Here is a 23418-nt window from a genome sequence, read left to right as displayed (position 1 = left end):
ACGTGCAACAATCCAACAAATTTTAAATGAACTGATTGCTACCCCCCCCGTATAAATATACTTGTTTTTGAATATTTTTTTTACAAGAAATTTTTTAAAAATTTTATTAGCTTGTAAAAAATTATTATATTTTGTTCATTTTCTAAATTATACCATATTTTTAAACTTTTTTATACTAGATAATTACCTTATTAAATTATTTTTTTTACTTATTATAGTATTGTTAATAACTATAAATCTATTGTGAATTATAAGCTTTAAATTTCAAAAAATATTTTTATTTTAATGCTTAAAAAATTATAAATTTAATTTTAAAAATAAAAAAACTCTTGCAAAACAATATTATTGTCTTGCAAGAGCAAATTTTTTATTAATATCCCATTGGCATCTGTGGTGGCATTTCTGGTTTTTCTTCTTTTATATCTGCCACTGCTGCTTCTGTTGTTAAAATCATGCTTGCAATGCTTACTGCATTTTCTAGGGCTGATCTTGTTACTTTTGTTGGTTCTACTATTCCTTTTTCAAACATATTTACATATTCATCATCGTAGGCATCGTAGCCGTTGTTTTTGTCTGATTTTTTTACATTTTCAAGTACAACTGATCCGTCCATTCCAGCATTTTCTACGATTTGTCTTAGTGGTGCTTCTAGAGCTTTTTCTATTATTTTTGCTCCTGTTTTTTCATCGTTTTCTAATTTTTCTTCTAGAGCTTGAACTTTTTTGATTGCTTCTATCAGAACTGTTCCACCACCTGCAACTATTCCTTCTTCAACTGCAGCTCTGGTTGCTGATAGGGCATCTTCGATTCTGTATTTTTTATCTTGCATTTCTGTTTCTGTTGCAGCTCCTACGTTTATTACTGCAACTCCTCCTGCAAGTTTTGCTACTCTTTCTTGGTATTTTTCTTTGTCGTATTCTGAATCGCTTGCTTCGATTTGACCTTTGATTTTTTCTACTCTTTCAGTTAGAGCTTCTTTGTCGCCTTTTCCTTCTACGATTACTGTGTGGTCTTTGTCAACTTTAACTTTTTTAGCTGATCCAAGATCTTCTATTGTAGCTTCTTTTAATTCCATTGATAGGTCTTCTGAAATTACTTTTGAACCTGTAAGAATTGCTATATCTTCAAGCATTTCTTTTCTTCTATCGCCATAGCCTGGTGCTTTTACTGCTACTACGTTGAAGGTTCCTCTTAATTTGTTTAATACTAATGTTGTTAAAGCTTCTCCGTCTACATCATCTGCAATTATTAAAAGTGGTTTTGATGATTGAACAATTTCTTCAAGAAGTGGTAGGATTTCTTGGATATTTGAGATTTTTTTGTCTGTTACAAGTATATATGGGTCATCTAAATCTGCAACCATTTTTTCGTTGTCTGTTGCCATGTATGGTGACAAATATCCCTTGTCAAATTGCATTCCTTCTACTACATCAAGGTAGGTGTCTGTTGTTTTGGATTCTTCTACTGTGATTACTCCATCATTTCCTACTTTTTCCATAGCATCTGCAATAAATTTACCAATTTCTGGATCTGCTGATGAGATTGTTCCTACTTGCTCGATTGCTTTTTTATCTTCTACTTCTTTTGATGATTCTTTGATGTAAGAAACAACTTCACTGCTTGCCTTTTTTAGTCCCTTATTTAAAACTACTGGATTTGCTCCTGCAGCTAAATTTTTAAGTCCTTCTTTTATTATTGCTTGGGCAAGAACTGTTGCTGTTGTTGTTCCATCTCCTGCTACATCATTTGTTTTTGTAGCAACTTCTTTTACAAGTTGAGCTCCCATATTTTCAAACCTATCTTCAAGTTCGATTTCTTGGGCAATTGTTACACCATCGTTTGTGATTGTTGGTGCTCCGTATGATTTATCTAAAACTACATTTCTTCCTTTTGGTCCTAGAGTAACTTTTACAGCATTTGCTAATTTATCAATTCCTCTTTCAAGACCATCTCTTGCATTTTTGCCATAATTTATATCTTTTGCCATAATTTTCTCCTATTCTACTACTGCTAATACGTCTTTGTATGCTAAAACTACGTAATTTTCGCCGTCAATTTTTACATCAGTTCCTGCATATTGGGAATAAATAACCTTATCTCCTTCTTTTAAGGAATCTTTTTTGTCTTTGTCATTTAAAATATCATTGCTTATTGCAACAACTTCTGCGTATTGTGGTTTTTCTTGTGCAGATTCTGGTAAAACTATGCCAGATTGAGTTTTCTTTTCTGCTTCTAATTTTTTTATAACTACTCTTTCACCGATTGGTTTTAAGTTCATTTTATTTCCTCCTTTTAGCACTCTTTGTCTTTGACTGCTAAGCTCTAATTTAAATATACAAGTAATTTAAAATAATGCAAGTTTTATTTGCCGATGGCATTTTCTCTTCCATAATAAAATAAATATTGTTGAACGTATCCTGCATTTTGTCCAAAATATTTATCAGCGTAGGCAGAAATTTGTTTTTTTGGAACTTCTTTTTTTATAAATAAAAATTCCATAACTCTTTTTATCCAAACATCAACCGGGAAAGTTTCTCTTTTGTGAAAGGCAAAAAGCAAAATACAATCGGCAACCTTTGGTCCAACTCCTGGAAGCTCTTGTAGTTTTTCTCTCAAATCTTCTGTCGGCATTTTTATATCTTTTTCAAAGTCAAAAAATCCATCATTAATTAATTTTGCAGTTTCAACTATTCTTTTATCACGAAAACCAACTCTTGCCTTTTCTCTTAAGTCTTCTGGCCTTGCCTTGGATAGTTGTTCAGGATTAGGGAAAGAATAATATTTTCTTCCTTTATATTCTCCAATATAATCTCCATACATTTCAGAAATTATCCTCACAGCTTTTTTAATTCTTGGGATTTGGTTGTTGGCTGAAATTATAAAAGAAATTAGGGTTTCAAAAAATTGTTGATTCAATATTCTAATTCCTGCCCCATATTCTGTAGCCTCTTTTAGGGTCTTATCTAGAGAAATTTTTTCTTTTATTTTTCCATAATCTACTCCAAGGTCAAAATAATCGTAGAAAATATCATAAAAATCTTTTTCACTTACATTGTCTATAATTATCTTTTCCCCTTCTTTTTTGAGATTTATAATTTTTCCCAAAAAAACTGCAGTAAATGATCCATCTTCTTCCTCAAAAAAATTAAAACATTGGCCGCAGGTAAAAATATCTTTTGGGTCAAAAGATTCATGGTAAAAAATCAATTGACCCTTTTCTTCTTTTATATTTAATTTATTTTTATTTTCTTCTATATATCTATTCATTTTTTTCCTACTTTATTCTTAGAGCATGGACTGCAAGTCTTTGATCTTTATAATCGTATTGGCAAGTTGATAGGGTAATTATCGTGTCATCTTCCTTAAAATCACGAGTTTCAAGTTCATTTTCAGAATTTGATTTTAACTTGTCAAAATATTTAAGTTTTTCCTCTTTATCTTCAAAATCCAAAGTCCTATAATCATAATTTGATGGAATACCATAAGCTGCGAAAACTTGATATTCTCTAAGCCCTTCATTTGTTGTAACATATATAGTTCTATGACTTTGAGCAAAATCATTTTTTCTATATCCATCAAGACCTGTAAACATTGATTTTATATCATCCAAATGATGCCCATATATTACACTATTGTCATCATTCATTTTAGGATCATTCATATAATCCATAAAAATAGAACCAGCTATATCATAATTTTTATCTATACCCTTTCTTAAATAAAAATTATTGTCCTTAGCTTGAAAAATCGGATAAGAAATATAAGTTCCTGGAATTTCCAAAAAAGCAACAATATCAGAATTTTCTTTTTGCAATTTTTTCAAAATAGCCATATATTTCTTTTCTAATTTTTCAAAATCATTTAAATTATCATTTGAGTCATTTTCGCTTTGATCTTTCTCAACATTTTTTACTATATCTGATATGTGTTTGTTATTCTTATAATTTTTATAATAGTCATATCCCCTTCTACCAAGAAGGAATAAACATACAATTATAACTATAACAAGAATAAGCCTAATAAATTTTAAAATCTTATCTTTCATTTTCTCACCTTTAAAACTTCCTTTCTATTAGTATAATAATATAAAATGGAAAAATTTTGAAATTTATTTTAAGGAGAATATATGTCAGAATATAAATTATTTGTAGGAACAGCTTGTCCTCACTGTAGAAAAGTTGAAAATTTTATGGAAGAAAATAATATAGAAATTCAAATAGTAAATATAAATGAAGATAGAGAAGCTATGAAAGAATTAATCGAAAAAGGCGGCAAAAGACAAGTACCATGTCTTTTCCATGATGGAGAATACATGTACGAATCAAATGATATAATAGAATTTTTAAAAAACAAATAAATTTTTAGGCGTGTGTTTTAAATGCACGTTTTTTTTATATTTAAAATTTACAAAATAAAAAAAGACTTTGGGTATAAAGTTAGAAAGGAGAGTTTATGATAAAATTAATAGCAACAGATTGCGACGAAACCCTCTTATCAGACGATAAGACCATTCACAAAAGAAATATAGACGCTATAAAAAAAGCCCAAGAAATGGGAATAATAATTGCAACAGCAACAGGTCGTGGACCCTACCAACTTTTTGATATACTAGAGCAAATCGATAATGTAAAAGAAGATAGATTTTCAATTCTTTGTAATGGTGGGATAATAATGGACAATGTAACAAAAAAAGTTGTAGAAGCATCCCCAATAGATTACAAAAAAGCAGTTGAAATTTCAGATTATTGCAACGAAGTAGGAGTACATTTTGAAATTTATACCGATAAACACTGCTATGTTTTTGCAAACGGAAACGAGGTAGAAGGAAATTACGACAAAAATATCTACAAATTTGTCCAAAAAGCAAAAGACATTAAAAATCTAGATAAAGAAATAATAGTAAAAGTAATAATAAAAAATTCAAATCTAAACTATTTAATGAGCTTAGAAGAAGATATAGCAAGAATATGCAATTGGGATATTTCAATCTCCTACTCATCAGATACCTTCATGGAAATAAACAGAAAAAATGTAAACAAGGCAAAAGCCCTAGAAAAATTGTGCGCTCACTATGGTATAGGAATGGAAAACGTCCTAACAATAGGAGATAATTACAACGACAAAGAAATGCTAGAAGAAGCAGGCTATTCCGCCGCAGTCCAAAACGCCCATCTTTTATTAAAAGATATATCAAAATACACAACAAAAGCAACAAATAACCAAGGCGCAGTAGGCGAGGCGATAGAAAAATTTGTTTTAAATGAAATATAAATTTAAAAAATACCCCAAAATCTTTTTTTTTTGATTTTGGGGTATTTTTTACCACACAGATTTTTCTTTTAGGAAAAATTTGTAGATAGCGTATCCTATTGCTGACAATATTCCTAGAGGAATTATTAAAAGTAAGATTGGGATAAGGATTAGTCCTCCTCCTATAAAAACTGGTATTAGTAGGGCAAATATTATTGAAAATATTATTTTTAAAATTTTAAATCCTAGTATTATGCCTAAGATTCCTAGGATTATTTTTATAATTTGATTTTTATCTTTCATTTTTTTACCTTTATCTAAATATGTCTTCTTTTTTTATCAAAACTTTGTATAGGAAATATATAACAAATAAGGGTATTACTACTGACCAAATTATTTTTATTGCTACTCCCAAAAGTTTTAATATAATCGTTGCTATTATGGCTAATACAAAAACTCTTAGTACTCTTTCTGCTTGTTGGTTCATAATTTCCTCCCATCTTATTTTTATTATACTTCCTTTTTATATTTTTCAAGTTTTATTTTAATTTATTTAATTTTTTACTTTAATTTTATTAATTTATATTTATTTTTGTTATAAATATTTATTTTATCTATTTTTTCAAAAATAAAAAATAGCCTAGCTGGCTATTTTTCTTTTATTGTTATTGTAAAATTTTCTTTGAATTTTTCTTTTGCTTTTAGGATATAGGGATTGTTTAATTTTTTTGTAAAACTTGGCCCGTTTAGGCATGGTTCTAGGCACAAATAATCTCCGTGAAAATCTGTCCATATTGCAAATTCTTGGAAATTATTGTTTTCTATATCTATATTGTAGTATTTGCTTTCTATGCTTGCTTTTTTTTCTTTTAAAAAATATGTTTTTTCTAAATCTATTTTTTCTAGATCTAGATTTTTTATTTTAAAATTTTTGTCTACGTAAAAATACGGATGAAAGCCGGGTCCTATTGGTAAATTTTCCTTTGAATTATTTATTATTTCTAATTCTACCAATAGTGATGAATCTATTAATTTGTATTTTATATAATAGATGGATTTTTCGTATTCTCCTTTACCTTCTAATTTTAATTTTACTGAATTTTCAGTTTTTTCTTCTATATCCCAAAACGAAATTCTTCCAAATCCATGTTGGTCTAATTTTTTTATTTCACTTTTTCCAAAATTTGGAAGGCATGGATGCATACCGCCTCTTGTTTTTAATTCGTTTTTAATTTTTATAAGAAGTTTTGGGAAAAATATAGGCTTTTTTTCTTTGGTAAATTTTTCTATGTAGGCCCCATAGGTATTTACTGTAAGCTCCATATCTTTTTCTTTTAAATTTATTTTCATATTATTTTTTCTTACAAAAAAAGACCAAGCTTAAACTTGGCCTTATTTTTTATCCTCTGTGTGCAAGTTGGCCATCTAGTAGGTAAAGGCCACCGTAATTTCCGTTTATTCTTTCTAGTCTTGTGATTAATTTGTTGAAGGTATCTTCTTCTTCGATTTGTTCATCTACATACCATTGGATAAATGAAATTACTCTTTCGTCTCCTTCTTCTCTTGCAGCTTTTGCTATTTCATGAATTCTTTTTGTAACTTCTTTTTCGTGTGCTAAAGCTTGTTTTGCAACGTCTAGAAGATCTTTGAATTCTGTATTTGGTGCTTCTAGTGTTTTATAAACTGGTTTATATCCTACTTCTTGTAAGAATTTGGTCATTTTTTCTGCATGTTCAATTTCTTCTCTAACTTGATGACCATACCAATGTGCAAATCCTTCGAATTCTTCATCATCAGCATATATTTGCATTGCTTTGTATTCATAAGCTGATTGTAATTCAAAATTCATTTGTTCGTTAATCATATCTAGTAATTTTTCACTCATTATTTTCCTCCTAAATAATTATCATACAATATATATACCCCATATATCATAAAATCATTTTTTATCAATTCTTTTATTACTTCTGTTATATTTGAAGAGAATAATTCTAAGGTAATTGAAGATTTTTTTATCCCTAGTTTTTTATTTTCGACTAATTTTTTATCTTTCAAAACATTAAAAATATTTACAAGCTTGTCTTTATCGCTTATATTTGTTTGAAATGTTACAGGTATTAGACTTTTACTATTTAATTGGTCTTCATTTAAATTTTTTATCAGTAATACATCAGCCATAATTATCTCTCCTTATATAAAATTACCCAAAGTAAGATAAAAATAACATTTATTTTTCGTGTTTTTTCTCCTGCATTTCTTTAAATGAAAATACACAACCACAATAATCTTGCCTATATAAATTATATTTTTTTGAAAGGTCTATCGAATCCTTGTAGCCATTTTTCTTCTTAAAGTCTGAATACAAATATTTTATCCCATATTCTTCCTCTAATTTTTCTCCAATTTCATTAAGCCAAGTTGAATTTTTGTAAGGAGAAATCGAAAGAGTTGTCGTAAAATAATCATAAGAATTTTCTTTGGCATACTTGGCAGATTTTTCAAGCCTTAATTTGTAACACTTATAACAAGAATCTCCACCTTCGTGATCATTTTTTCGATTTTCCACAAATTTATAAAAATCTTCAGGATTATTTTCAGGAAAAATAACCTTTGAATCAAGGTTCATTTCATCCACAAGTTCTTTTACTGTTTCTACTCTTTTGTTAAGCTCATTTGCTGGATAAATATTTGGATTGTAATAGTAAATATCTATATCAAAATATTCTCTCAATCGTGTTAAAACACTTGAAGAACATGGAGCACAGCAAACTTGAAGTAAAAGCCTTGGTTTTTTTTCCTCTTTTTTTATACTTTTAATTATCTCTTCCATTTTCAAATTATAATTAATTTTTCCCATAAAACCTCACAAAATTAAATTTATACAAAGATATATAAAACCAGAACCAAGCATCAAAATTATAGGGTCGATTTTTGTCTTTCTAATAGCTAAAAGCATCAAAAAAAACAAAATAACCATACTAATATCAAGATTTTCAAAAGAAATTTTATTTACATCAAAAAAAGCAGTTTTTAATATATCAATTCCAGCCGCCAAAATCATAGACACAACAGCAGGTCTCAAAAACCCCAAAACACTTTGCATTGAATCAAGCTTTCTATACTTATTATAAAAATAAGAAATAGTCCCCACAATTATAAAAGAAGGAGTCACACAACCAAGGCTTGCAACAATCGCCCCACTTAAACCATAAACCCTTGTCCCAACAAAAGATGCAGAATTAATAGCAATTGGGCCTGGAGTCATTTGACTGATTGTAATTAAATTATTAAATTCACTTATACTAAGCCAAGAATTTAAATTCACAACCTCTTCTTGAATAAGAGGAAGAGCAGCATAGCCACCTCCAAAAGAAAAAAGTCCGACCTTAAAAAAACTTATAAATAATTTGATTAGCATATTTTTTTCCTTTCAACAAAAGAGTAAATAAGACCAAATAAAATAAGTCCAGTGATAATATAAATAATATTTACATCAAAGAAAACATTCAAGACAAAAGAAATAAAAAATATTCCATAAATCAAAAATCCCTTGCCAATAATTACATCTTTTGTCATATCAATCACGACATTAATAATCAAAGCCCCAACGCCCGCCTGCATTCCTTTTAAAATCAAAGCAATATATTTATTAGAAATAAAAGCATTATAAAAATAAGAAATTACAGAAATAATTACAAGAGGCGGAATAAGAGTCCCCAAAGTTGCAACCAAAGCACCAACAAAACCAAATAATTTATAACCAACAGAAATTGATGCGTTAATAGCCACAGCCCCAGGAGCCGATTGAGCAATAGCCGTCATATCAAGCATCTCTTCCTTATTAATCCATCCTAATTTTTTTACAAAAGTAGATTCCATCAAAGATAAAATTACATAGCCACCACCAAAAGTAAAGGCAGACAAATAAAGTGTGTGCAAAAATAATTTAAATAACTTTTTAAAATCCATACCAAAGTCCTTTCTCCTTACATTTTACTATAGATTTTTCGTAGTAAAAATTTTTGAAAATAAATATATAATTTCTTTTCCAAAAAAATAATTTTTCCCACAAAAAAACAAGGAATAAAAATTCCTTGTCATACTGTTGCCAAAGTATACAAATCCTCATGCTAAGAATATCATACGGAAAAAATTGTTTTGATTTCAAATTTAAAAATTCGTCCAAAATCGCACTGTTCGAGCGTTAGCGAGTTTGCGATTTTAGAATTTTAAAATTTAGAAATCAACAATTTTTGTAGTCAGATATTCGTGCTTGAGGATTTGTCTACGCTCCGAATTTATTTTATAAAATAAATTAATTAAATCTTTTACTTTTATTTGGCAAGTCTAAATTAAAATTATTTTACTAACAAATCCCTTTTTAAAATTATCTTTTGATTTTTCCCACAAAAAAACAAGGAATAAAAATTCCTTGTTTGTAAAATTCTTCTTATCTTTTTGAGAATTGTGAAGATTTTCTTGCTTTCTTTTGACCGTATTTGTATCTTTCTTTTTTTCTTGGGTCTCTTGTAAGAAAACCTGCTCTTTTAAGAGCTTGTCTATAATCAGGATTTACTTCTAGTAAAGCTCTTGCTATAGCGTGTCTTATAGCTCCAGCTTGTCCGTTAAATCCTCCACCTTGTACATTAACTTTAATGTCATAAGTTGATTCATTTTCTGTTAATTTTAATGGTGCTTTTGCTATGATTTTTAATGTATCATATGAAAAATAATCATCAAGATCTCTTCCATTAACTTTTAATTCTCCGCTACCTGGTTTCATTGTAACTCTTGCTACTGAAGTTTTTCTTCTACCTGTAGCTTGATATATAATATCTGCCATCTAAGTCCTCCTTACTTTAAGTCCAAAACTTCTGGGTTTTGAGCTTCGTGATTGTGATTTTCACCTACATAAACCCTAAGTTTTTTGGCCATTTGTCTACCTAATTTGTTGTGTGGAAGCATACCTACTACAGCGTGTTCTACAATTCTTTCTGGATGTTTGTCCATCATATCTTGATAAGTTGTAGTTTTTAATCCACCTGCATATCCAGAATATCTTTTGTATTCTTTTTGGTATTCTTTGTTTCCAGTAAGAACGACTTTTTCAGCATTTACTACTATTACATAGTCACCTGTGTCCATGTTTGGAGTAAATGTTGGTTTGTGTTTTCCTCTAATAATTGCTGCAACTTGGCTTGCAAGTCTACCTAAAACCATGTCAGTTGCATCAACTACATACCATTTTGGTTCAATTGTTGACTTTGTTGGTACATATGTCTTTTGATTTTTCATCAAGTTCCTCCTTAAATATTTTGCCTATCAATTTAGAAACCGCTCGGATAGGTGGCGGCTTTACTCGTCCTGACATTTATGAATCGCCCTCAGGATCTGCGATTATGTCAAAAGTATTTGGAACTTTTTTCATACCAAATTATGATACACCGAAATCGTGTTTTTGTCAAGCTTTTTGTCTATTTTTTCGCCTTTTTAAATTGGAATTTTTTTAATTTTATTTTTCCTTATTTTTTATTAACCAATCTTTAAATAATTCGCCTTTATCAATATTTTTTTTGTCAAAAGTTTCAAAACTACCATCTTCTTTTACCAATACCATATAAGGTACTTGATCTATTTGATATTTTTCTAATATTTCATCATAATATTTTGAGTTCCTATATTTATCTGTATCAAAATATTTTATATTTATTTCTTTTTCAGAAGTAATTTCATTGATGACTTTTACAAATAATCGACATGATGATGAGGTTTTTCTTCCTATAAATACAAAACCTTCTAAAGTTCTATCATTATTTAAGAATTGTAAGTCTGTTATCTCTTCATATTTTGAAACACTAGACTCATAATTTTTTATTTCTCTTTCTTTTTCAGCTTTCTCTTTGGCCTTTTGACTAAAAATCCCTATAAGTATAAATACTATTAAAGATAAAATTATAAGCAAATTCCTTTTTTTCATTTTTTCTCCTAGAATTAATTTAAATATTATAATTGTACTTATAATTTTTATCTTTATAATTATTTTATTATTGTTTTCTACAACTTTTACTTCTTGCTTTTTTTGAAAACACGATAGTTGCATTAAAATTAGAAATACAATCAAGACTTTCTTTTCATTTTTTTCTCCTTTGTATTTGATTAACTTAATTATATTATCTATAATAAAATCAAAACAACGGCATATATGGTACATTTTGGAGGAAATTTTGGAAAAGGATAAGTTAATACTATTAGCTAAAAAAATCAAAGAAGTTAGAAAAACTAGAAAAATTAGTCAACTAGATTTATCTATTGAAGCTAATATAGACAGAAAAACTATAAGTCGTATAGAAAATGGTATTAATGAGCCTTCTTTTTCTACTCTCTATAAAATATCATATATCTTAAATCACGATTTTATAAAAGACTATTTGAATTCTAGTCTAAAAGATTACTTAATTTTCAATGAAACTTTTGAAAAAATAATTGACAAAGTAGAAAATAAATTGCCTTTTGATGATGAAGAAAAAATAATTATTTATCTCAAAGATTTTACTGATATTGAATTTATCAAAACTTCATGTAAGCAAGTTATTTTATTTCTTAAATCAATGAATGAAGACTTGTCAAAATCAGAAGAAAGAGAGATTCTAATAAAAGCTTTAAATTCTTTTACTAATAAATATGATAACTTCAAAATACAATCTTTTTCTATATTTGAATTAAGAATTTTAATGGATATAGCTATGACTTATACAAACATTGATAACAAAAAATATCTTGAGTTACTTAATTTTGTATATGATAAAACCAACAAAGATTCATCATTATTCCCTATTATCAGCTTAAACTTAACTAATGCTTATATAATTTTAGAAGATTATGAAAAATGTCCAGAAATAATAAATGATGCTATTTCTTATTTTTTAATTAGAAATAAAATTCCTAATCCTATTTTGTATTTCACTAGAGCTTTGTACAAAAGACTTAAAAATATGGATTATAAAGAAGACTATGACAAGGCAATTTTAATAGCAAACCTTGCTAAAAATTATAATTTAATAAATAAATTTGAACAAGCCAAGAGCTATTATGAAAAATATAATACTTGATAAAAAATAAGTTTTACCTTTTTTATTCTTTAATTTTAATTTGCCAATAAAAAAGGTAAAACTTTTTAACAAAAATACAAAATCAAATCCACTTTTACTTTTCACATAATTTTTTGTAAGAATCTTTTATGTCAAAGGCATGGTTCATCGGACCTGAGCCTTTGCCCAAATCTAGCATATCCAAAAGAGCGTTTGACAAAAATTCTTTTGCCATTTTTATTGAATTTTCCATATCATAGCCTTTGGCAAGATTTGCTGCAATGGCTGATGATAGGGTGCAACCTGTTCCGTGGGTATTTTTATTTTTTATTCTTTTTCCTTTAAACCAAACTCCTTTTTTATTTTCAAACAAATAATCATTGGCATCATTTATTTTGTGTCCACCTTTTAATAGGCAAGCACAATTGTATTTTTCAGAGATAATTTTTCCTGCTTTTTGCATATCTTTTTCATCATTTATTTTTATCCCCGATAAAATTTCGCCTTCGGGAATATTTGGTGTTATTAGATCTGCCAATGGCAAAAGTTCATTTTTCAAAACATTTATTGCTTCATCTTTCAACAATTTTGCTCCGCTTGTTGCAACCATCACTGGGTCTATTACAATATTTTTTGCTTTTTTTTCTTTTAATTTTTCTGCTATAACTAAAATTAAATCAGAATTTGAAACCATTCCAATTTTTACGCTATCTGGGAAAATATCATCAAATATCATATCAAGCTGGTCTTTTAAAAATTGTGGGCTTGAGTCTAAAACCGACAAAACTCCTGTGGTATTTTGGGCAGTTAAGGCAGTGATTGCACTTTCTGCATACACTCCGTTTAGTGTCATAGTTTTTATGTCAGCTTGAATTCCAGCTCCACCTGATGAGTCACTTCCTGCTATGGTCAATCCTATTTTCATAATTTTTCCTTTCTTTTGTTAAAAATGAATATTATTTCATATTTTATTTTTCAAATAATCGTAGAAACCTAATTAATAAATCGTTTTTCTCTAATTATTTTTCTATATAAAAATAAAAAAATTTTTATATCAATTAATCTTTTTATAGATTTTTCTTTCATTATGATAGGTCAAAGGCGTAATTTTGTCAATTTTCTTTAGCCCTTTTATGGCTTTTTTGCAATTATTTCAGAGCTTTGATATAATTTAACAGAATAATATGTAAAGAAGGTTTTTTATGTTTGGAGTTTTTATTAACGCTATTTCTGTTTTGATTTTAGGTTTTTTGGGAGCAAAAGCTGGAAATCATTTTTCTGATAGATTAAAAAATGATATGATGAAATTTCTTGCAATTTTAATAATGGTTACTGGGATGAATTCTGCAAGAAAAGGAGATAGTTTGGTTGTAATTATTTCTATAGTTATCGGTTTAATTATTGGAAATTATTTAAAATTGGACGATAAATTAAATAGTTTTGCTTATTTTTTGGGCAGACTTTTTTCTGAAAATAAAAGATCTACTTTCCCAAAAGCTTTTATTAATGCTACTTTAATTTTGTGTGTTGGTAGCATGGGAATTATCGGCTCAATTGAAGCTTCTGTTAATTCTAATAATGAAATTCTTCTGTTAAAGTCGATGATTGATGGTGTTACTGTATTTTTTATGGCTCAAAGTTTGGGACTTGGCGTTGCTTTTGGTGCAATTCCAATTTTGGTTTATCAAGGGCTAATAGTAATTTTATCAGGTCTTATTTCTCCAATTTTAACCAAGGAAATTCTTGATAATATTTCAGGTGTTGGCGGTCTTAGCATAATTGCCATTGGGCTTTCAATGTTGGATTTGGTTGATATTAAAATAGTAAATTCTATTCCTGCTATTTTGATTCCTATTATTTATGGGCTGATTACAACTTTATTTTGATTGATTAAATTAAAAATCCTATTTTGCACTCAGACAAAATAGGATTCTTTTTTTATTTATTTCTCAATTTTCTATAGGTTGATGGATACAAAAGTAAAAGCATTGGGAATATTTCTAATCTTCCCAAAAGCATGGCTATGGTTAGAACAAATTTTGATAAATTTGTCATTTCGGCAAAGGTCGTTATTGGTCCAAATGCTCCAAGTCCTGGTCCTACGTTATTGAAAGTTGTTGAAACTGCTGCAAAAGCTGTTTCAAAATCATCCATATCTAATGATACTATCATAAACAAAACGATAAAGATCATTATATATATTACCAAATATTTTAAAACAGACCTTTCTGTTTGAGCATCTACTTTTTTTCTATCCATCCTGTTTATTGTTATTTTTTTTGGATTCATAGACTCTTTTATTTGATTAATTCCACCTTTTACCAAAATTACAAATCTTGAAACCTTGAGTCCTCCCGCGGTTGAACCTGCACATCCGCCTATAAACATTAACATTATTATTACAGATTTAGAAAATAAGGGCCAAGTTCCAAAATCTGCTGAAACATATCCTGTTGTTGTAATTATTGATGATACAGTAAAAATCGAATTTACAAATGAATAAAAAACATCTTTATAAATAGTAACTATATTTGCAAAAATAAGTCCTGATGCTATCAAAATAATTGATATATACCATTTTAGTTCTTCACTTTTTACTGCTTCTCTTACATTTTTTGTCACAGCATAAAAATAAATATTAAAATTCACTCCAAAAACTGCCATCATAATCGCAAGTACCATTTCTATATATCTTGAATTATATGCACCAATCGAAATTCCTTTATTAGAAAATCCTCCAGTTCCAGCAGCTCCAAAAGCGTGAATTATTGATTCAAATAAATTCATTCCCCCAAAAAGAAGAAGTATTACTGTAATAATTGTCAAAACTATATACATTCCATACAAATTTCTAGCTGTATCAGAAAGTTTTGGGGTAATTTTACCAAAAGTTGGTCCAGGGACTTCGCTTTGCATCAAAAGAGATGATTCTTTGTTTGAATTTGGCAAAATAGCCAAGGTAAATACCAAAATTCCCATACCCCCAACAAAGTGGGACAAAGACCTCCAAAAAATTATAGAATGTGGCAAAAGTTCCACATTAATAGCAACTGATGCACCAGAAGTTGTAAAACCCGATACCATTTCAAAAAAAGCATCTATGTAGCCATTATAATTAGATTTTGTCAAAAATAAAGGTATAGCTCCTATCAAAGAAAACAAAACCCAAGTTGACGCAGTAATAAACATTGCCTCTTTTGTATAAAGATGGGATTTATTATCTCCTCTTTTGCTCAAAGCAAATCCCAAAATTAAAGAAACAACAATAGGAATTACAAAATTTATTTTATCCTGAAGGCTTTCCCTATAAATAAAAGCAACCGCTAAAGGTAAAACCAAAAGCCCTGCAAGAACTATTAAAAGTTTTCCAAGTGAATATTTTACAATTTTTAAATTCATGCCTACTCCAATATATCGTCAATTTCTTTAAAATCTTTATTTTTAGTTACAACCATAACCCTATCGCCAAGTTCAATTGTACTTTCTCCGTTTGCAACTTCGATTTTGCCACCCAAATTTTGTCTTGATATACCAACAATCAAAGTATTGGCCTTTACATTTAAATCTTTCAATTTCTTTCCAGTAACCCTAGAATTTTCAATTACAGTAAAATCAATTGCCTCAACCCTGTCATCAGACAATCTAAACAAATTAGAAATAGATTCTCCCCTAGAATTTTCCTTAGATCTCAAAAGCCTTGAAACAAAAAATGAAGCAGATTTTTTTGGAGTAACAGTCGTATCAACATCAAGAATACCTGTAATTTTAAGAAGTTGAGTCCTATTTACCTTAGCAATAATTTTGTCAATTCCTCTTTTTTTAGCAAGAAGAGAAATCAAAATATTTTCCTCATCAATTCCAGTAAGAGCAACCACAGCATCATAATTTTCAATTCTTACCTCATCAAGAATTTCGGGATCAGATCCATCAGCATTGATTACTTCACATTCAGGAAGTCTTTCAGAAAAATCAATCGCCCTTTCCTTATCAATTTCCAAAACAGTAACATTAAAATTTCTTTTAAGCAAAAGCTCAGAAAGATTAAGAGCAATAGAACCCCCACCAATAATCAAAACATTTTTGATAGACTTCTTATTATCAACCTGTCTTTTATAAAATTTATCAATATCTTCCCTAGGACCTGCAACATAAATTTTTTCGCCAACTTCAAGAATATGATTACCATTAGGAATAACAACCTGATCATCTTTCTCCCCAATAACAATAATCGTATTTCCCAAAAGTCCCTCAGCATTAAGATCCATCAAAGACTTATTAGCAAGTTTAGAATTTTCATCAATTTCAAGTTCAATCAAAATAACCTTAGAATCCAAGAAATTTTCCACATTAACAGCATAAGTATATTTCAAAGTCCTTTGAATTTCCTTAGCAGCATAATACTCAGGATTTACAAGCCTATCAACACCCATGGTTTTTCTCATAAATTCATCATATTTAATATATCTAGGATCACGAAGCCTAACGATAGTGGATTTAGCACCCTTTTTCTTAGCAATCATAGACGAAATCAAATTAACATCATCATTAAAAGTCATTGCAATAAAAGCATCGCACTCATCCACATTAGCCTCATCAAGAACAGCAAGATCACGACCATCGCCCAAAATCCCCATGACATCATTAGAAGCCAACAATCTTTCCAAAACATCCTTGTTTTTCTCTATAACTAAAATATTGTGCCCCTCATCAGAGAGCTTGCTAGTAAGATAAGAACCAACCTTACCAGCACCTACAATAATAACATTCATAAATCCTCCTAAAGGTAGAAATACCTAATAACATTGTATAATAACTAGAAAAAAAAACAAAGTAAATTTGTCAAAGTTATGGAAAATCAAAAAAATCGAAAATATATAATTAAAAATTAAAAAATAGAAAATATTTTAACATTAGAATACAGGAAAATTAAAATAACAGATGCTTAAAGTAAAAAATAAAAACTTTCGAAATCAAAAATCAATTCATTTAGATTTATCTTTACACGTAAACAAATAAATTTTCAAAATCTTCAAATATTAAAATTTAAAATCCTTAACCTATCAGCTAAACATTTTAAAATACATATATAAATAGAAAATATTTAAGATTATATAGCCAATAAAAATTTTAAAAAAACAAAGACATAATTATAGATAAAAATGTTCTTAGTAAAATCACATCAGAAAAATATCATTAACTCTTACCAACAAGATTTATTATAGACTCATAAAAATTACAATCCAAATTCAAAAATATATTTTTTCATAAAGAAAAACACCAATCAAAAGATTGGTGTTAAATCTGGTGGGCCTCCAGGGACTCGAACCCTGGACCTACCGGTTATGAGCCGGGCGCTCTAACCGACTGAGCTAGAGGCCCAAACAAAACCCTATAATTTTTAATAAAAAAATTTTATGAAATAAATTCATAATTAGGTTTGTTTTTGGTGGACCTGAGTAGACTCGAACTACCGACCTCACGCTTATCAGGCGTGCGCTCTAACCTGCTGAGCTACAGGTCCATATATAAAATTTAAATGGCAGGGGTTACAGGACTTGAACCCGTGACATCCGGTTTTGGAGACCGACGTTCTACCAACTGAACTAAACCCCTATTAAATCAAATATCCTAAAAAATAAAATAAATGATAATGTCCTATATATGAAAACAAAATAATTTTCATAAATTAGACGGGCTATTTTGGTGCCCAGAGGCGGAATCGAACCACCGACACGGGGATTTTCAGTCCCCTGCTCTACCGACTGAGCTATCTGGGCATATGGCGGAGAAGGAGGGATTTGAACCCTCGCATCCCTTTTGAAAGGATCTACTCCCTTAGCAGGGGAGCCTCTTCAGCCACTTGAGTACTTCTCCAAAAATCAATATATAAATTGATTTTTTATTTGGCGGAGAGGAAGGGATTCGAACCCTTGTGAGCCGTAAGACTCTAACGGTTTTCAAGACCGCCCCGTTATGACCGCTTCGGTACCTCTCCAAATTGTGGTGACCCATCGGAGATTCGAACTCCGGACACCTTGATTAAAAGTCAAGTGCTCTACCGACTGAGCTAATGGATCAATCTAGAAATACAGTGGCTAAAAATTTGCCTTTCTTGCCTATTTAGCTTGCCAGTATAACCACTAAATAATATTTAAAAATATTAATGGTGACCCATCGGAGATTCGAACTCCGGACACCTTGATTAAAAGTCAAGTGCTCTACCGACTGAGCTAATGGATCAAATTGGCTGGGATAGCAGGACTCGAACCTACGCATACCAGAGTCAAAGTCTGGTGCCTTACCGACTTGGCTATATCCCAACATGGCGCGCCTGAGAGGAGTCGAACCTCTGACACACGGATTAGAAGTCCGTTGCTCTATCCAGCTGAGCTACAGGCGCATATTGGAGCGGGTGAAGGGAATCGGACCCTCGCAACCAGCTTGGAAGGCTGGGGCTCTACCACTGAGCTACACCCGCAAATTGGTGGGGAAGAGCGGATTCGAACCACTGAAAGCTAAGCTAACGGATTTACAGTCCGTCCCATTTGGCCAACTCTGGAACTTCCCCAAAATTTGTATTTCATAGTAACACATTATAGCATAAACTATATATTTATTCAATTTTATATCACAATAAAATTGGAGCTGATGATAGGACTTGAACCTACAACCTATTGATTACAAATCAATTGCTCTACCAATTGAGCTACATCAGCACATTGGATCTCTATTGAAATCCAAATGGCGACTTAGATGGGACTCGAACCCACGACCTCCGCCGTGACAGGGCGGCATTCTAACCAGCTGAACTACTAAGCCATAATTAAAACAGCCTAATATTAAAAATATTATGGTGGAAGTAACAGGGCTCGAACCTGTGACCCCCTGCTTGTAAGGCAGATGCTCTCCCAACTGAGCTATACTTCCATTTGGTGACCCTACCGGGATTTGAACCCGGGATACCGCCGTGAAAGGGCGATGTCTTAACCGCTTGACCATAGGGCCTTATATAATTTTATTACTTAAAAAGTATGGTTGCGGGAGTAGGATTTGAACCTACGACCTCCGGGTTATGAGCCCGACGAGCCACCAAGCTGCTCCATCCCGCGTTATTGGTGCCGAGAATCGGAATCGAACCGATACGGTGTTTGACCACCGCAGGATTTTAAGTCCTGTGCGTCTGCCAGTTCCGCCACCCCGGCATTTGGCGCTCAGGGTGGGGCTCGAACCCACAACCTACCGGTTAACAGCCGGGTGCTCCACCATTGAGCTACCTAAGCACATACAATATGTATAATTATAAAATATTAAATTTACTTTGTCAAAATTTTCTTACAAATTTTGTGAAGAAATAATCTTCACAAAAAAGTAAGTTTGGCAACTTCCTAGTCTCCCGGGAGGTCTCCCTCCGAGTACCATCGGCGTTAGAAGGCTTAACTTCTGTGTTCGGTATGGGAACAGGTGTATCCCTTCTGCCATCGTCACCATATTATGATCCTAACCCAATTTGTGTAACAAATTGTTGGTAGGTCAGATGTCGCGGTGTTTCAAAGTTGCTTGCAACTTTGTCAACAAGCCGACGAACTTTTTAACCCTTTTAATCAATAGCTATAAATATTTCCAGTCAAGATTTAAAGTTTAGTATCCATTAGCTTAATACATTACTGCACTTACACCTTGGACCTATCTAAGGTATTTCTTTACCTACTCTGAGAAATCTTATCTTGAGGCATGCTTCGTACTTAGATGCTTTCAGTACTTATCATTCCCGCACTTAGCTACCGAGCCATGCTAGTGGCCTAACAACTCGTACACCATTGGTGCGTCCATCCCGGTCCTCTCGTACTAAGGACAGCTCCTCTCAAATTTCTTACGCCCACGCTGGATAGGGACCGAACTGTCTCACGACGTTCTGAACCCAGCTCGCGTGCCTCTTTAATGGGCGAACAGCCCAACCCTTGGGACCTACTCCAGCCCCAGGATGAGACGAGCCGACATCGAGGTGCCAAACCTCCCCGTCGATGTGGACTCTTGGGGGAGATAAGCCTGTTATCCCCGGGGTAGCTTTTATCCGTTGAGCGATGGCCCTTCCATGCGGTACCACCGGATCACTAAGTCCGTCTTTCGACTCTGCTTGAGTTGTAGCTCTCGCAGTTAAGCTCGCTTCTGCCTTTATACTCTGCGAATGGTTTCCGTCCATTCTGAGCGAACCTTTGAACGCCTCCGTTACTTTTTAGGAGGCGACCGCCCCAGTCAAACTGCCCAACTGACAATGTCCCATGCCCTGATTCAAGGGCTATGGTTAGAACTTTGATATTAAAAGGTTGGTATCCCACCAGTGACTCCTCCTAGATTGGCATCCAGATATCTCAGTCTCCCAACTATCCTGTACATTTAATCTCAAAATCCAATATCAGCCTACAGTAAAGCTCCACGGGGTCTTTCCGTCCTAGCGTGGGTAAGTCGCATCTTCACGACTACTACAATTTCACCGGATCCTTTGTTGAGACAGTGCCCAAATCGTTACACCTTTCGTGCGGGTCGGAACTTACCCGACAAGGAATTTCGCTACCTTAGGACCGTTATAGTTACGGCCGCCGTTTACTGGGGCTTAAGTTCTAGCCTTCGATTGCTCTAAGCCTTCCCCTTAACCTTCCAGCACCGGGCAGGTGTCAGCTCCTATACTTCATCTTGCGATTTTGCAGAAACTTGTGTTTTTGGTAAACAGTCGCTTGGGCCTGGTTTCTGTGGCCATATTTCTATGGCTCCCTTCTCCCGAAGTTACGGGGACATTTTGCCGAGTTCCTTAACAAAGGTTCTTCCGCGCGTCTTGGTATTCTCTACCTCCCTACCTGTGTCGGTTTTGGTACGGGCGCTTTGGTCTGGATAGTGACTTTTCTTGGCAACCTGGAATCGGCAACTTCTCTACTTATGTTTTCGATACCTATCGGCTTTTAGAATTTGTGAAAAGCGGATTTGCCTACTTTTCTTCCTACGGCTTTAGACCATCTTTTCCATCTGATGGCTTTGCTTATCCTTTTGCGTCATCACTTCTCTCATATCGACTTCAAGCGGTACAGGAATATAAACCTGTTATCCATCGCCTACGCCTTTCGGCCTTGGCTTAGGTCCCGACTTTCCCTGAGGGGACGAGCCTTGCTCAGGAGTCCTTAGGGTTTCGACGGGGATGATTCTCACATCCCTTCTCGCTACTCATGCCAGCATTCTCTCTTGTATTAGATCCACTTTTGCTTTCGCCTTGGCTTCGTCTCTAATACAATGCTCCTCTACCACTAATAGAGGTATTAAGTTTAGCTATGAGTCCTAGTTTTTAACTCTAACCAGTGATTGTTAGTTCATAATTTCTTATGTTACTCACTTTTGACTTTAGACTTGTGTTTTTGAATATTTTTCTTTTTTAATATCCTATCTTTTATGTCTGCGTCTGAAATTTGTTTTTCTTTTTAATCTCTTCTGTTTTTGTTAAATATTTCCTAGTCTCATTTGTAAACTTAATCCCTCTATTAATCCGAAGCTTCGGTATTGAATTTGAGCCCCGTTCATTTTCGGCGCAAACCCACTTGACCAGTGAGCTATTACGCATTCTTTAAATGCATGGCTGCTTCTAAGCCAACGTCCTGGTTGTCTTAGTAGATTCACATCCTTTTCCACTTAATTCAAATTTTGGGACCTTAGCTGTCGGTCTGGGCTGTTTCCCTTTCGACTTAGAAGCTTATCCCCCTAAGTCTGACTCCCTGACTTGATTTTTTGGCATTCGGAGTTTGATAGGTTTTGGTACGGTAATCCGCCCTAGACCATTCAGTGCTCTACCTCCTAAAATCTTAGGTCAGAGGCTAGCCCTAAAGCTATTTCGAGGAGAACCAGCTATCTCCGGGTTCGTTTGGTTTTTCGCCCCTATCCACAGTTCATCCGATGCGTTTTAAACCGCACCCGGTTCGAGCCTCCATTGAATTTTACTTCAACTTCACTCTGACCATGGATAGATCACCCGGTTTCGGGTCTATTCTAACTTACTTCCGCCCTATTAAGACTCGCTTTCGCTGCGGCTTCTGATCTTAAATCATTAACCTTGCAATTTAGAATAACTCGCTGGCCCATTCTACAAAAGGTACGACATCACGTTCGTTCACGCTCTGTCTGCTTGTAGGCACTAGGTTTCAGGTTCTATTTCACTCCCCTTTCGGGGTTCTTTTCACCTTTCCCTCACGGTACTTGTTCACTATCGGTCACATGTTAGTATTTAGCCTTAGGGGATGGGCCCCCTATCTTCACACCGGGTTACTCGTGCCCGGTGATACTTTCCCTCTCGTTTATTAATGTTTTCGTCTACAAGACTTTCACTTTCTTTGGTTTATCTTTTCAGATAATTTGACTAACTTTAACAAATCGCTATTGAGTTAGGCTCTTTTCCTTTCGCTCGCCGCTACTTAGAAAATCGATGTTTCTTTCTTTTCCTCCTGCTACTTAGATGTTTCAGTTCGCAGGGTTTCGCCTTACTAAGCTATGTATTCACTTAGTAATGATTGTGTCTTCCACAACCGGGTTGCCCCATTCGGAGACCTAGGGGTCAATGCTTTTTGTGAGCTTACCCTAGTTTTCGTTCACTTACGTCCTTTTTCGCCTTCATGTGCCAAGGCATCCACCTTGTGCCCTTGCTTTCTTGACTGGAAATATTTATAGCTATTTAATTTTATTAGGTTCTAATGGAATTGTCACAGCGAATTTATGAGCTGATGAAATTCCTTATGCAGGGATTTTTGATTTTTCAAAAATCATCGCATTTATGCCCTGTTCGAGTTTTTCTTTGGTTAGTTACTGTAACCTACCGTAATTTTTCTCGTTTTCTTCGAAAACTTTGAAAAATTATGAAAGATTTCTTTGAAATCTTCCACCCCTCGATTATGGGCTTGGTGGAGATGAAGAGATTCGAACTCTTGACCCCTGCGTGCAAGGCAGGTGCTCTCCCAACTGAGCTACACCCCCATGTAACCTTTAAAAATTTACTACAAAGTTTTCTTTGTTCCAAACAATGTTTTTTTAAATTTTCTTTGGTAAAAGT

22 protein-coding genes, 20 tRNA genes and 2 rRNA genes are annotated in these 23418 nt (G+C 32.5%); 4 read left to right on the top strand and 40 right to left on the bottom strand.

Annotation, left to right across the window (positions count from 1 at the left end; genetic code table 11):
• Positions 1 to 370: 370 nt before the first annotated feature.
• The 4 genes from groL to srtB all read right to left on the bottom strand — a co-directional run bounded on the left by groL (position 371) and on the right by srtB (position 4045).
• Positions 371 to 1987: a chaperonin GroEL gene (groL, locus tag I6H46_RS04090; RefSeq protein WP_019118286.1), complete on the bottom strand. Its 1617-nt coding sequence runs from the start codon at positions 1985 to 1987 to the stop codon at positions 371 to 373.
• A gap of 9 nt (positions 1988 to 1996) precedes the next feature.
• The gene (locus tag I6H46_RS04085) at positions 1997 to 2278 is read right to left on the bottom strand and encodes a co-chaperone GroES (protein WP_019118287.1); all 282 of its coding nucleotides are present in this window, start codon (positions 2276 to 2278) and stop codon (positions 1997 to 1999) included.
• An 83-nt stretch (positions 2279 to 2361) separates the two neighbouring features.
• Entirely contained in the window at positions 2362 to 3267 is a 906-nt protein-coding gene (locus I6H46_RS04080; protein WP_200226191.1) for a DNA-3-methyladenine glycosylase family protein, read from the bottom strand.
• A gap of 7 nt (positions 3268 to 3274) precedes the next feature.
• Positions 3275 to 4045: a class B sortase gene (gene srtB / locus I6H46_RS04075; protein WP_019118289.1), complete on the bottom strand. Its 771-nt coding sequence runs from the start codon at positions 4043 to 4045 to the stop codon at positions 3275 to 3277.
• A gap of 81 nt (positions 4046 to 4126) precedes the next feature.
• Between srtB and I6H46_RS04070 the strand changes: the two genes are divergently transcribed.
• Together I6H46_RS04070 and I6H46_RS04065 are read left to right on the top strand one after the other, a co-directional pair.
• Positions 4127 to 4357 carry a glutaredoxin family protein gene (locus I6H46_RS04070; RefSeq protein ID WP_019118290.1) on the top strand — a complete coding sequence of 77 codons (231 nt, stop codon included), beginning with the start codon at positions 4127 to 4129 and terminating at the stop codon, positions 4355 to 4357.
• A 95-nt stretch (positions 4358 to 4452) separates the two neighbouring features.
• Entirely contained in the window at positions 4453 to 5271 is an 819-nt protein-coding gene (locus tag I6H46_RS04065) for a Cof-type HAD-IIB family hydrolase (RefSeq protein WP_019118291.1), read from the top strand.
• 48 nt (positions 5272 to 5319) lie between these two features.
• Here I6H46_RS04065 and I6H46_RS04060 read toward each other — a convergent pair whose 3' ends face one another.
• The 11 genes from I6H46_RS04060 to I6H46_RS04010 form a co-directional block, all read right to left on the bottom strand.
• Positions 5320 to 5553 carry a hypothetical protein gene (locus tag I6H46_RS04060; RefSeq protein WP_004837990.1) on the bottom strand — a complete coding sequence of 78 codons (234 nt, stop codon included), beginning with the start codon at positions 5551 to 5553 and terminating at the stop codon, positions 5320 to 5322.
• Positions 5554 to 5563: 10 nt separating this feature from the next.
• A complete protein-coding gene (locus tag I6H46_RS04055; protein ID WP_004837988.1) occupies positions 5564 to 5737 on the bottom strand; it encodes a hypothetical protein in 174 nt (57 codons plus the stop codon).
• A gap of 161 nt (positions 5738 to 5898) precedes the next feature.
• Positions 5899 to 6600, bottom strand: a complete 702-nt coding sequence (locus tag I6H46_RS04050) for an aldose epimerase family protein (RefSeq protein ID WP_019118292.1) — start codon at positions 6598 to 6600, stop codon at positions 5899 to 5901.
• Between the two features lie 49 nt (positions 6601 to 6649).
• A complete protein-coding gene (locus I6H46_RS04045) occupies positions 6650 to 7135 on the bottom strand; it encodes a ferritin (RefSeq protein ID WP_019118293.1) in 486 nt (161 codons plus the stop codon).
• Complete coding sequence (locus I6H46_RS04040; protein WP_004837984.1) at positions 7135 to 7428, bottom strand: hypothetical protein; 294 nt, start codon at positions 7426 to 7428, stop codon at positions 7135 to 7137. Before I6H46_RS04040 ends, I6H46_RS04045 begins: the two co-directional genes overlap by 1 nt.
• 49 nt (positions 7429 to 7477) lie before the next feature.
• Positions 7478 to 8107 carry an epoxyqueuosine reductase QueH gene (locus I6H46_RS04035; protein WP_019118294.1) on the bottom strand — a complete coding sequence of 210 codons (630 nt, stop codon included), beginning with the start codon at positions 8105 to 8107 and terminating at the stop codon, positions 7478 to 7480.
• 6 nt (positions 8108 to 8113) lie between these two features.
• Complete coding sequence (locus I6H46_RS04030) at positions 8114 to 8668, bottom strand: chromate transporter (RefSeq protein ID WP_019118295.1); 555 nt, start codon at positions 8666 to 8668, stop codon at positions 8114 to 8116.
• Positions 8662 to 9219 carry a chromate transporter gene (locus tag I6H46_RS04025; protein WP_019118296.1) on the bottom strand — a complete coding sequence of 186 codons (558 nt, stop codon included), beginning with the start codon at positions 9217 to 9219 and terminating at the stop codon, positions 8662 to 8664. The genes I6H46_RS04030 and I6H46_RS04025 overlap by 7 nt, the downstream gene beginning before the upstream one ends.
• Positions 9220 to 9700: 481 nt before the next feature.
• The gene (gene rpsI, locus I6H46_RS04020; protein ID WP_004837979.1) at positions 9701 to 10093 is read right to left on the bottom strand and encodes a 30S ribosomal protein S9; all 393 of its coding nucleotides are present in this window, start codon (positions 10091 to 10093) and stop codon (positions 9701 to 9703) included.
• An 11-nt stretch (positions 10094 to 10104) separates the two neighbouring features.
• Positions 10105 to 10545, bottom strand: coding sequence for a 50S ribosomal protein L13 (gene rplM / locus I6H46_RS04015; protein ID WP_004837978.1), 441 nt, complete (start codon positions 10543 to 10545; stop codon positions 10105 to 10107).
• Between the two features lie 217 nt (positions 10546 to 10762).
• Complete coding sequence (locus tag I6H46_RS04010) at positions 10763 to 11227, bottom strand: hypothetical protein (RefSeq protein WP_019118297.1); 465 nt, start codon at positions 11225 to 11227, stop codon at positions 10763 to 10765.
• A gap of 247 nt (positions 11228 to 11474) precedes the next feature.
• On the opposite strand from I6H46_RS04010, the gene I6H46_RS04005 reads away from it, so the two are divergent.
• Positions 11475 to 12359: a helix-turn-helix domain-containing protein gene (locus tag I6H46_RS04005; RefSeq protein WP_200226189.1), complete on the top strand. Its 885-nt coding sequence runs from the start codon at positions 11475 to 11477 to the stop codon at positions 12357 to 12359.
• 94 nt (positions 12360 to 12453) lie between these two features.
• On the opposite strand, the gene thiD is transcribed toward I6H46_RS04005, so the two are convergent.
• Positions 12454 to 13263 (bottom strand): bifunctional hydroxymethylpyrimidine kinase/phosphomethylpyrimidine kinase, encoded by an 810-nt coding sequence (gene thiD / locus I6H46_RS04000; protein ID WP_200226187.1) that lies wholly within the window; start codon positions 13261 to 13263, stop codon positions 12454 to 12456.
• 277 nt (positions 13264 to 13540) lie between these two features.
• Here thiD and I6H46_RS03995 point away from each other — a divergent pair, with 277 nt between their 5' ends.
• Complete coding sequence (locus I6H46_RS03995; RefSeq protein WP_019118299.1) at positions 13541 to 14224, top strand: DUF554 domain-containing protein; 684 nt, start codon at positions 13541 to 13543, stop codon at positions 14222 to 14224.
• 52 nt (positions 14225 to 14276) lie between these two features.
• On the opposite strand, the gene I6H46_RS03990 is transcribed toward I6H46_RS03995, so the two are convergent.
• The 24 genes from I6H46_RS03990 to I6H46_RS03875 form a co-directional block, all read right to left on the bottom strand.
• Positions 14277 to 15737, bottom strand: a complete 1461-nt coding sequence (locus I6H46_RS03990) for a TrkH family potassium uptake protein (protein ID WP_019118300.1) — start codon at positions 15735 to 15737, stop codon at positions 14277 to 14279.
• Between the two features lie 2 nt (positions 15738 to 15739).
• A complete protein-coding gene (gene trkA / locus I6H46_RS03985) occupies positions 15740 to 17107 on the bottom strand; it encodes a Trk system potassium transporter TrkA (protein ID WP_019118301.1) in 1368 nt (455 codons plus the stop codon).
• A 533-nt stretch (positions 17108 to 17640) separates the two neighbouring features.
• Positions 17641 to 17717: transfer RNA gene (locus I6H46_RS03980), tRNA-Ile, on the bottom strand.
• A gap of 65 nt (positions 17718 to 17782) precedes the next feature.
• A tRNA-Ile gene (locus I6H46_RS03975) sits at positions 17783 to 17859 on the bottom strand.
• A gap of 16 nt (positions 17860 to 17875) precedes the next feature.
• Positions 17876 to 17951: transfer RNA gene (locus I6H46_RS03970), tRNA-Trp, on the bottom strand.
• 88 nt (positions 17952 to 18039) lie between these two features.
• Positions 18040 to 18115, bottom strand: a tRNA-Phe gene (locus I6H46_RS03965).
• 3 nt (positions 18116 to 18118) lie between these two features.
• Positions 18119 to 18212, bottom strand: a tRNA-Ser gene (locus I6H46_RS03960).
• A 30-nt stretch (positions 18213 to 18242) separates the two neighbouring features.
• Positions 18243 to 18333: transfer RNA gene (locus tag I6H46_RS03955), tRNA-Ser, on the bottom strand.
• A gap of 6 nt (positions 18334 to 18339) precedes the next feature.
• Positions 18340 to 18415: transfer RNA gene (locus I6H46_RS03950), tRNA-Lys, on the bottom strand.
• A gap of 87 nt (positions 18416 to 18502) precedes the next feature.
• Positions 18503 to 18578: transfer RNA gene (locus I6H46_RS03945), tRNA-Lys, on the bottom strand.
• 4 nt (positions 18579 to 18582) lie between these two features.
• Positions 18583 to 18658 (bottom strand) — tRNA-Gln (locus I6H46_RS03940).
• A 3-nt stretch (positions 18659 to 18661) separates the two neighbouring features.
• Positions 18662 to 18738, bottom strand: a tRNA-Arg gene (locus I6H46_RS03935).
• A gap of 4 nt (positions 18739 to 18742) precedes the next feature.
• Positions 18743 to 18816: transfer RNA gene (locus I6H46_RS03930), tRNA-Gly, on the bottom strand.
• Between the two features lie 4 nt (positions 18817 to 18820).
• A tRNA-Tyr gene (locus tag I6H46_RS03925) sits at positions 18821 to 18906 on the bottom strand.
• Between the two features lie 72 nt (positions 18907 to 18978).
• Positions 18979 to 19054 (bottom strand) — tRNA-Thr (locus I6H46_RS03920).
• Between the two features lie 26 nt (positions 19055 to 19080).
• Positions 19081 to 19157, bottom strand: a tRNA-Asp gene (locus I6H46_RS03915).
• 32 nt (positions 19158 to 19189) lie between these two features.
• Positions 19190 to 19265: transfer RNA gene (locus tag I6H46_RS03910), tRNA-Val, on the bottom strand.
• A 3-nt stretch (positions 19266 to 19268) separates the two neighbouring features.
• Positions 19269 to 19343 (bottom strand) — tRNA-Glu (locus tag I6H46_RS03905).
• Between the two features lie 27 nt (positions 19344 to 19370).
• Positions 19371 to 19447: transfer RNA gene (locus tag I6H46_RS03900), tRNA-Met, on the bottom strand.
• A 4-nt stretch (positions 19448 to 19451) separates the two neighbouring features.
• Positions 19452 to 19540: transfer RNA gene (locus tag I6H46_RS03895), tRNA-Leu, on the bottom strand.
• 3 nt (positions 19541 to 19543) lie between these two features.
• A tRNA-Asn gene (locus tag I6H46_RS03890) sits at positions 19544 to 19618 on the bottom strand.
• A gap of 92 nt (positions 19619 to 19710) precedes the next feature.
• Positions 19711 to 19827 (bottom strand): 5S ribosomal RNA (gene rrf / locus I6H46_RS03885).
• A gap of 131 nt (positions 19828 to 19958) precedes the next feature.
• Positions 19959 to 23025 (bottom strand): 23S ribosomal RNA (locus I6H46_RS03880).
• Positions 23026 to 23267: 242 nt separating this feature from the next.
• Positions 23268 to 23342, bottom strand: a tRNA-Ala gene (locus I6H46_RS03875).
• Between the last annotated feature and the right edge of the window lie 76 nt (positions 23343 to 23418).

The organism is Anaerococcus obesiensis (assembly GCF_016599815.1).
In the GTDB taxonomy this organism is placed as follows: domain Bacteria; phylum Bacillota; class Clostridia; order Tissierellales; family Peptoniphilaceae; genus Anaerococcus; species Anaerococcus vaginalis.
Note: the sequence above shows the minus strand (reverse complement) of the source record. Positions and strands in the feature narration are given on the sequence as shown.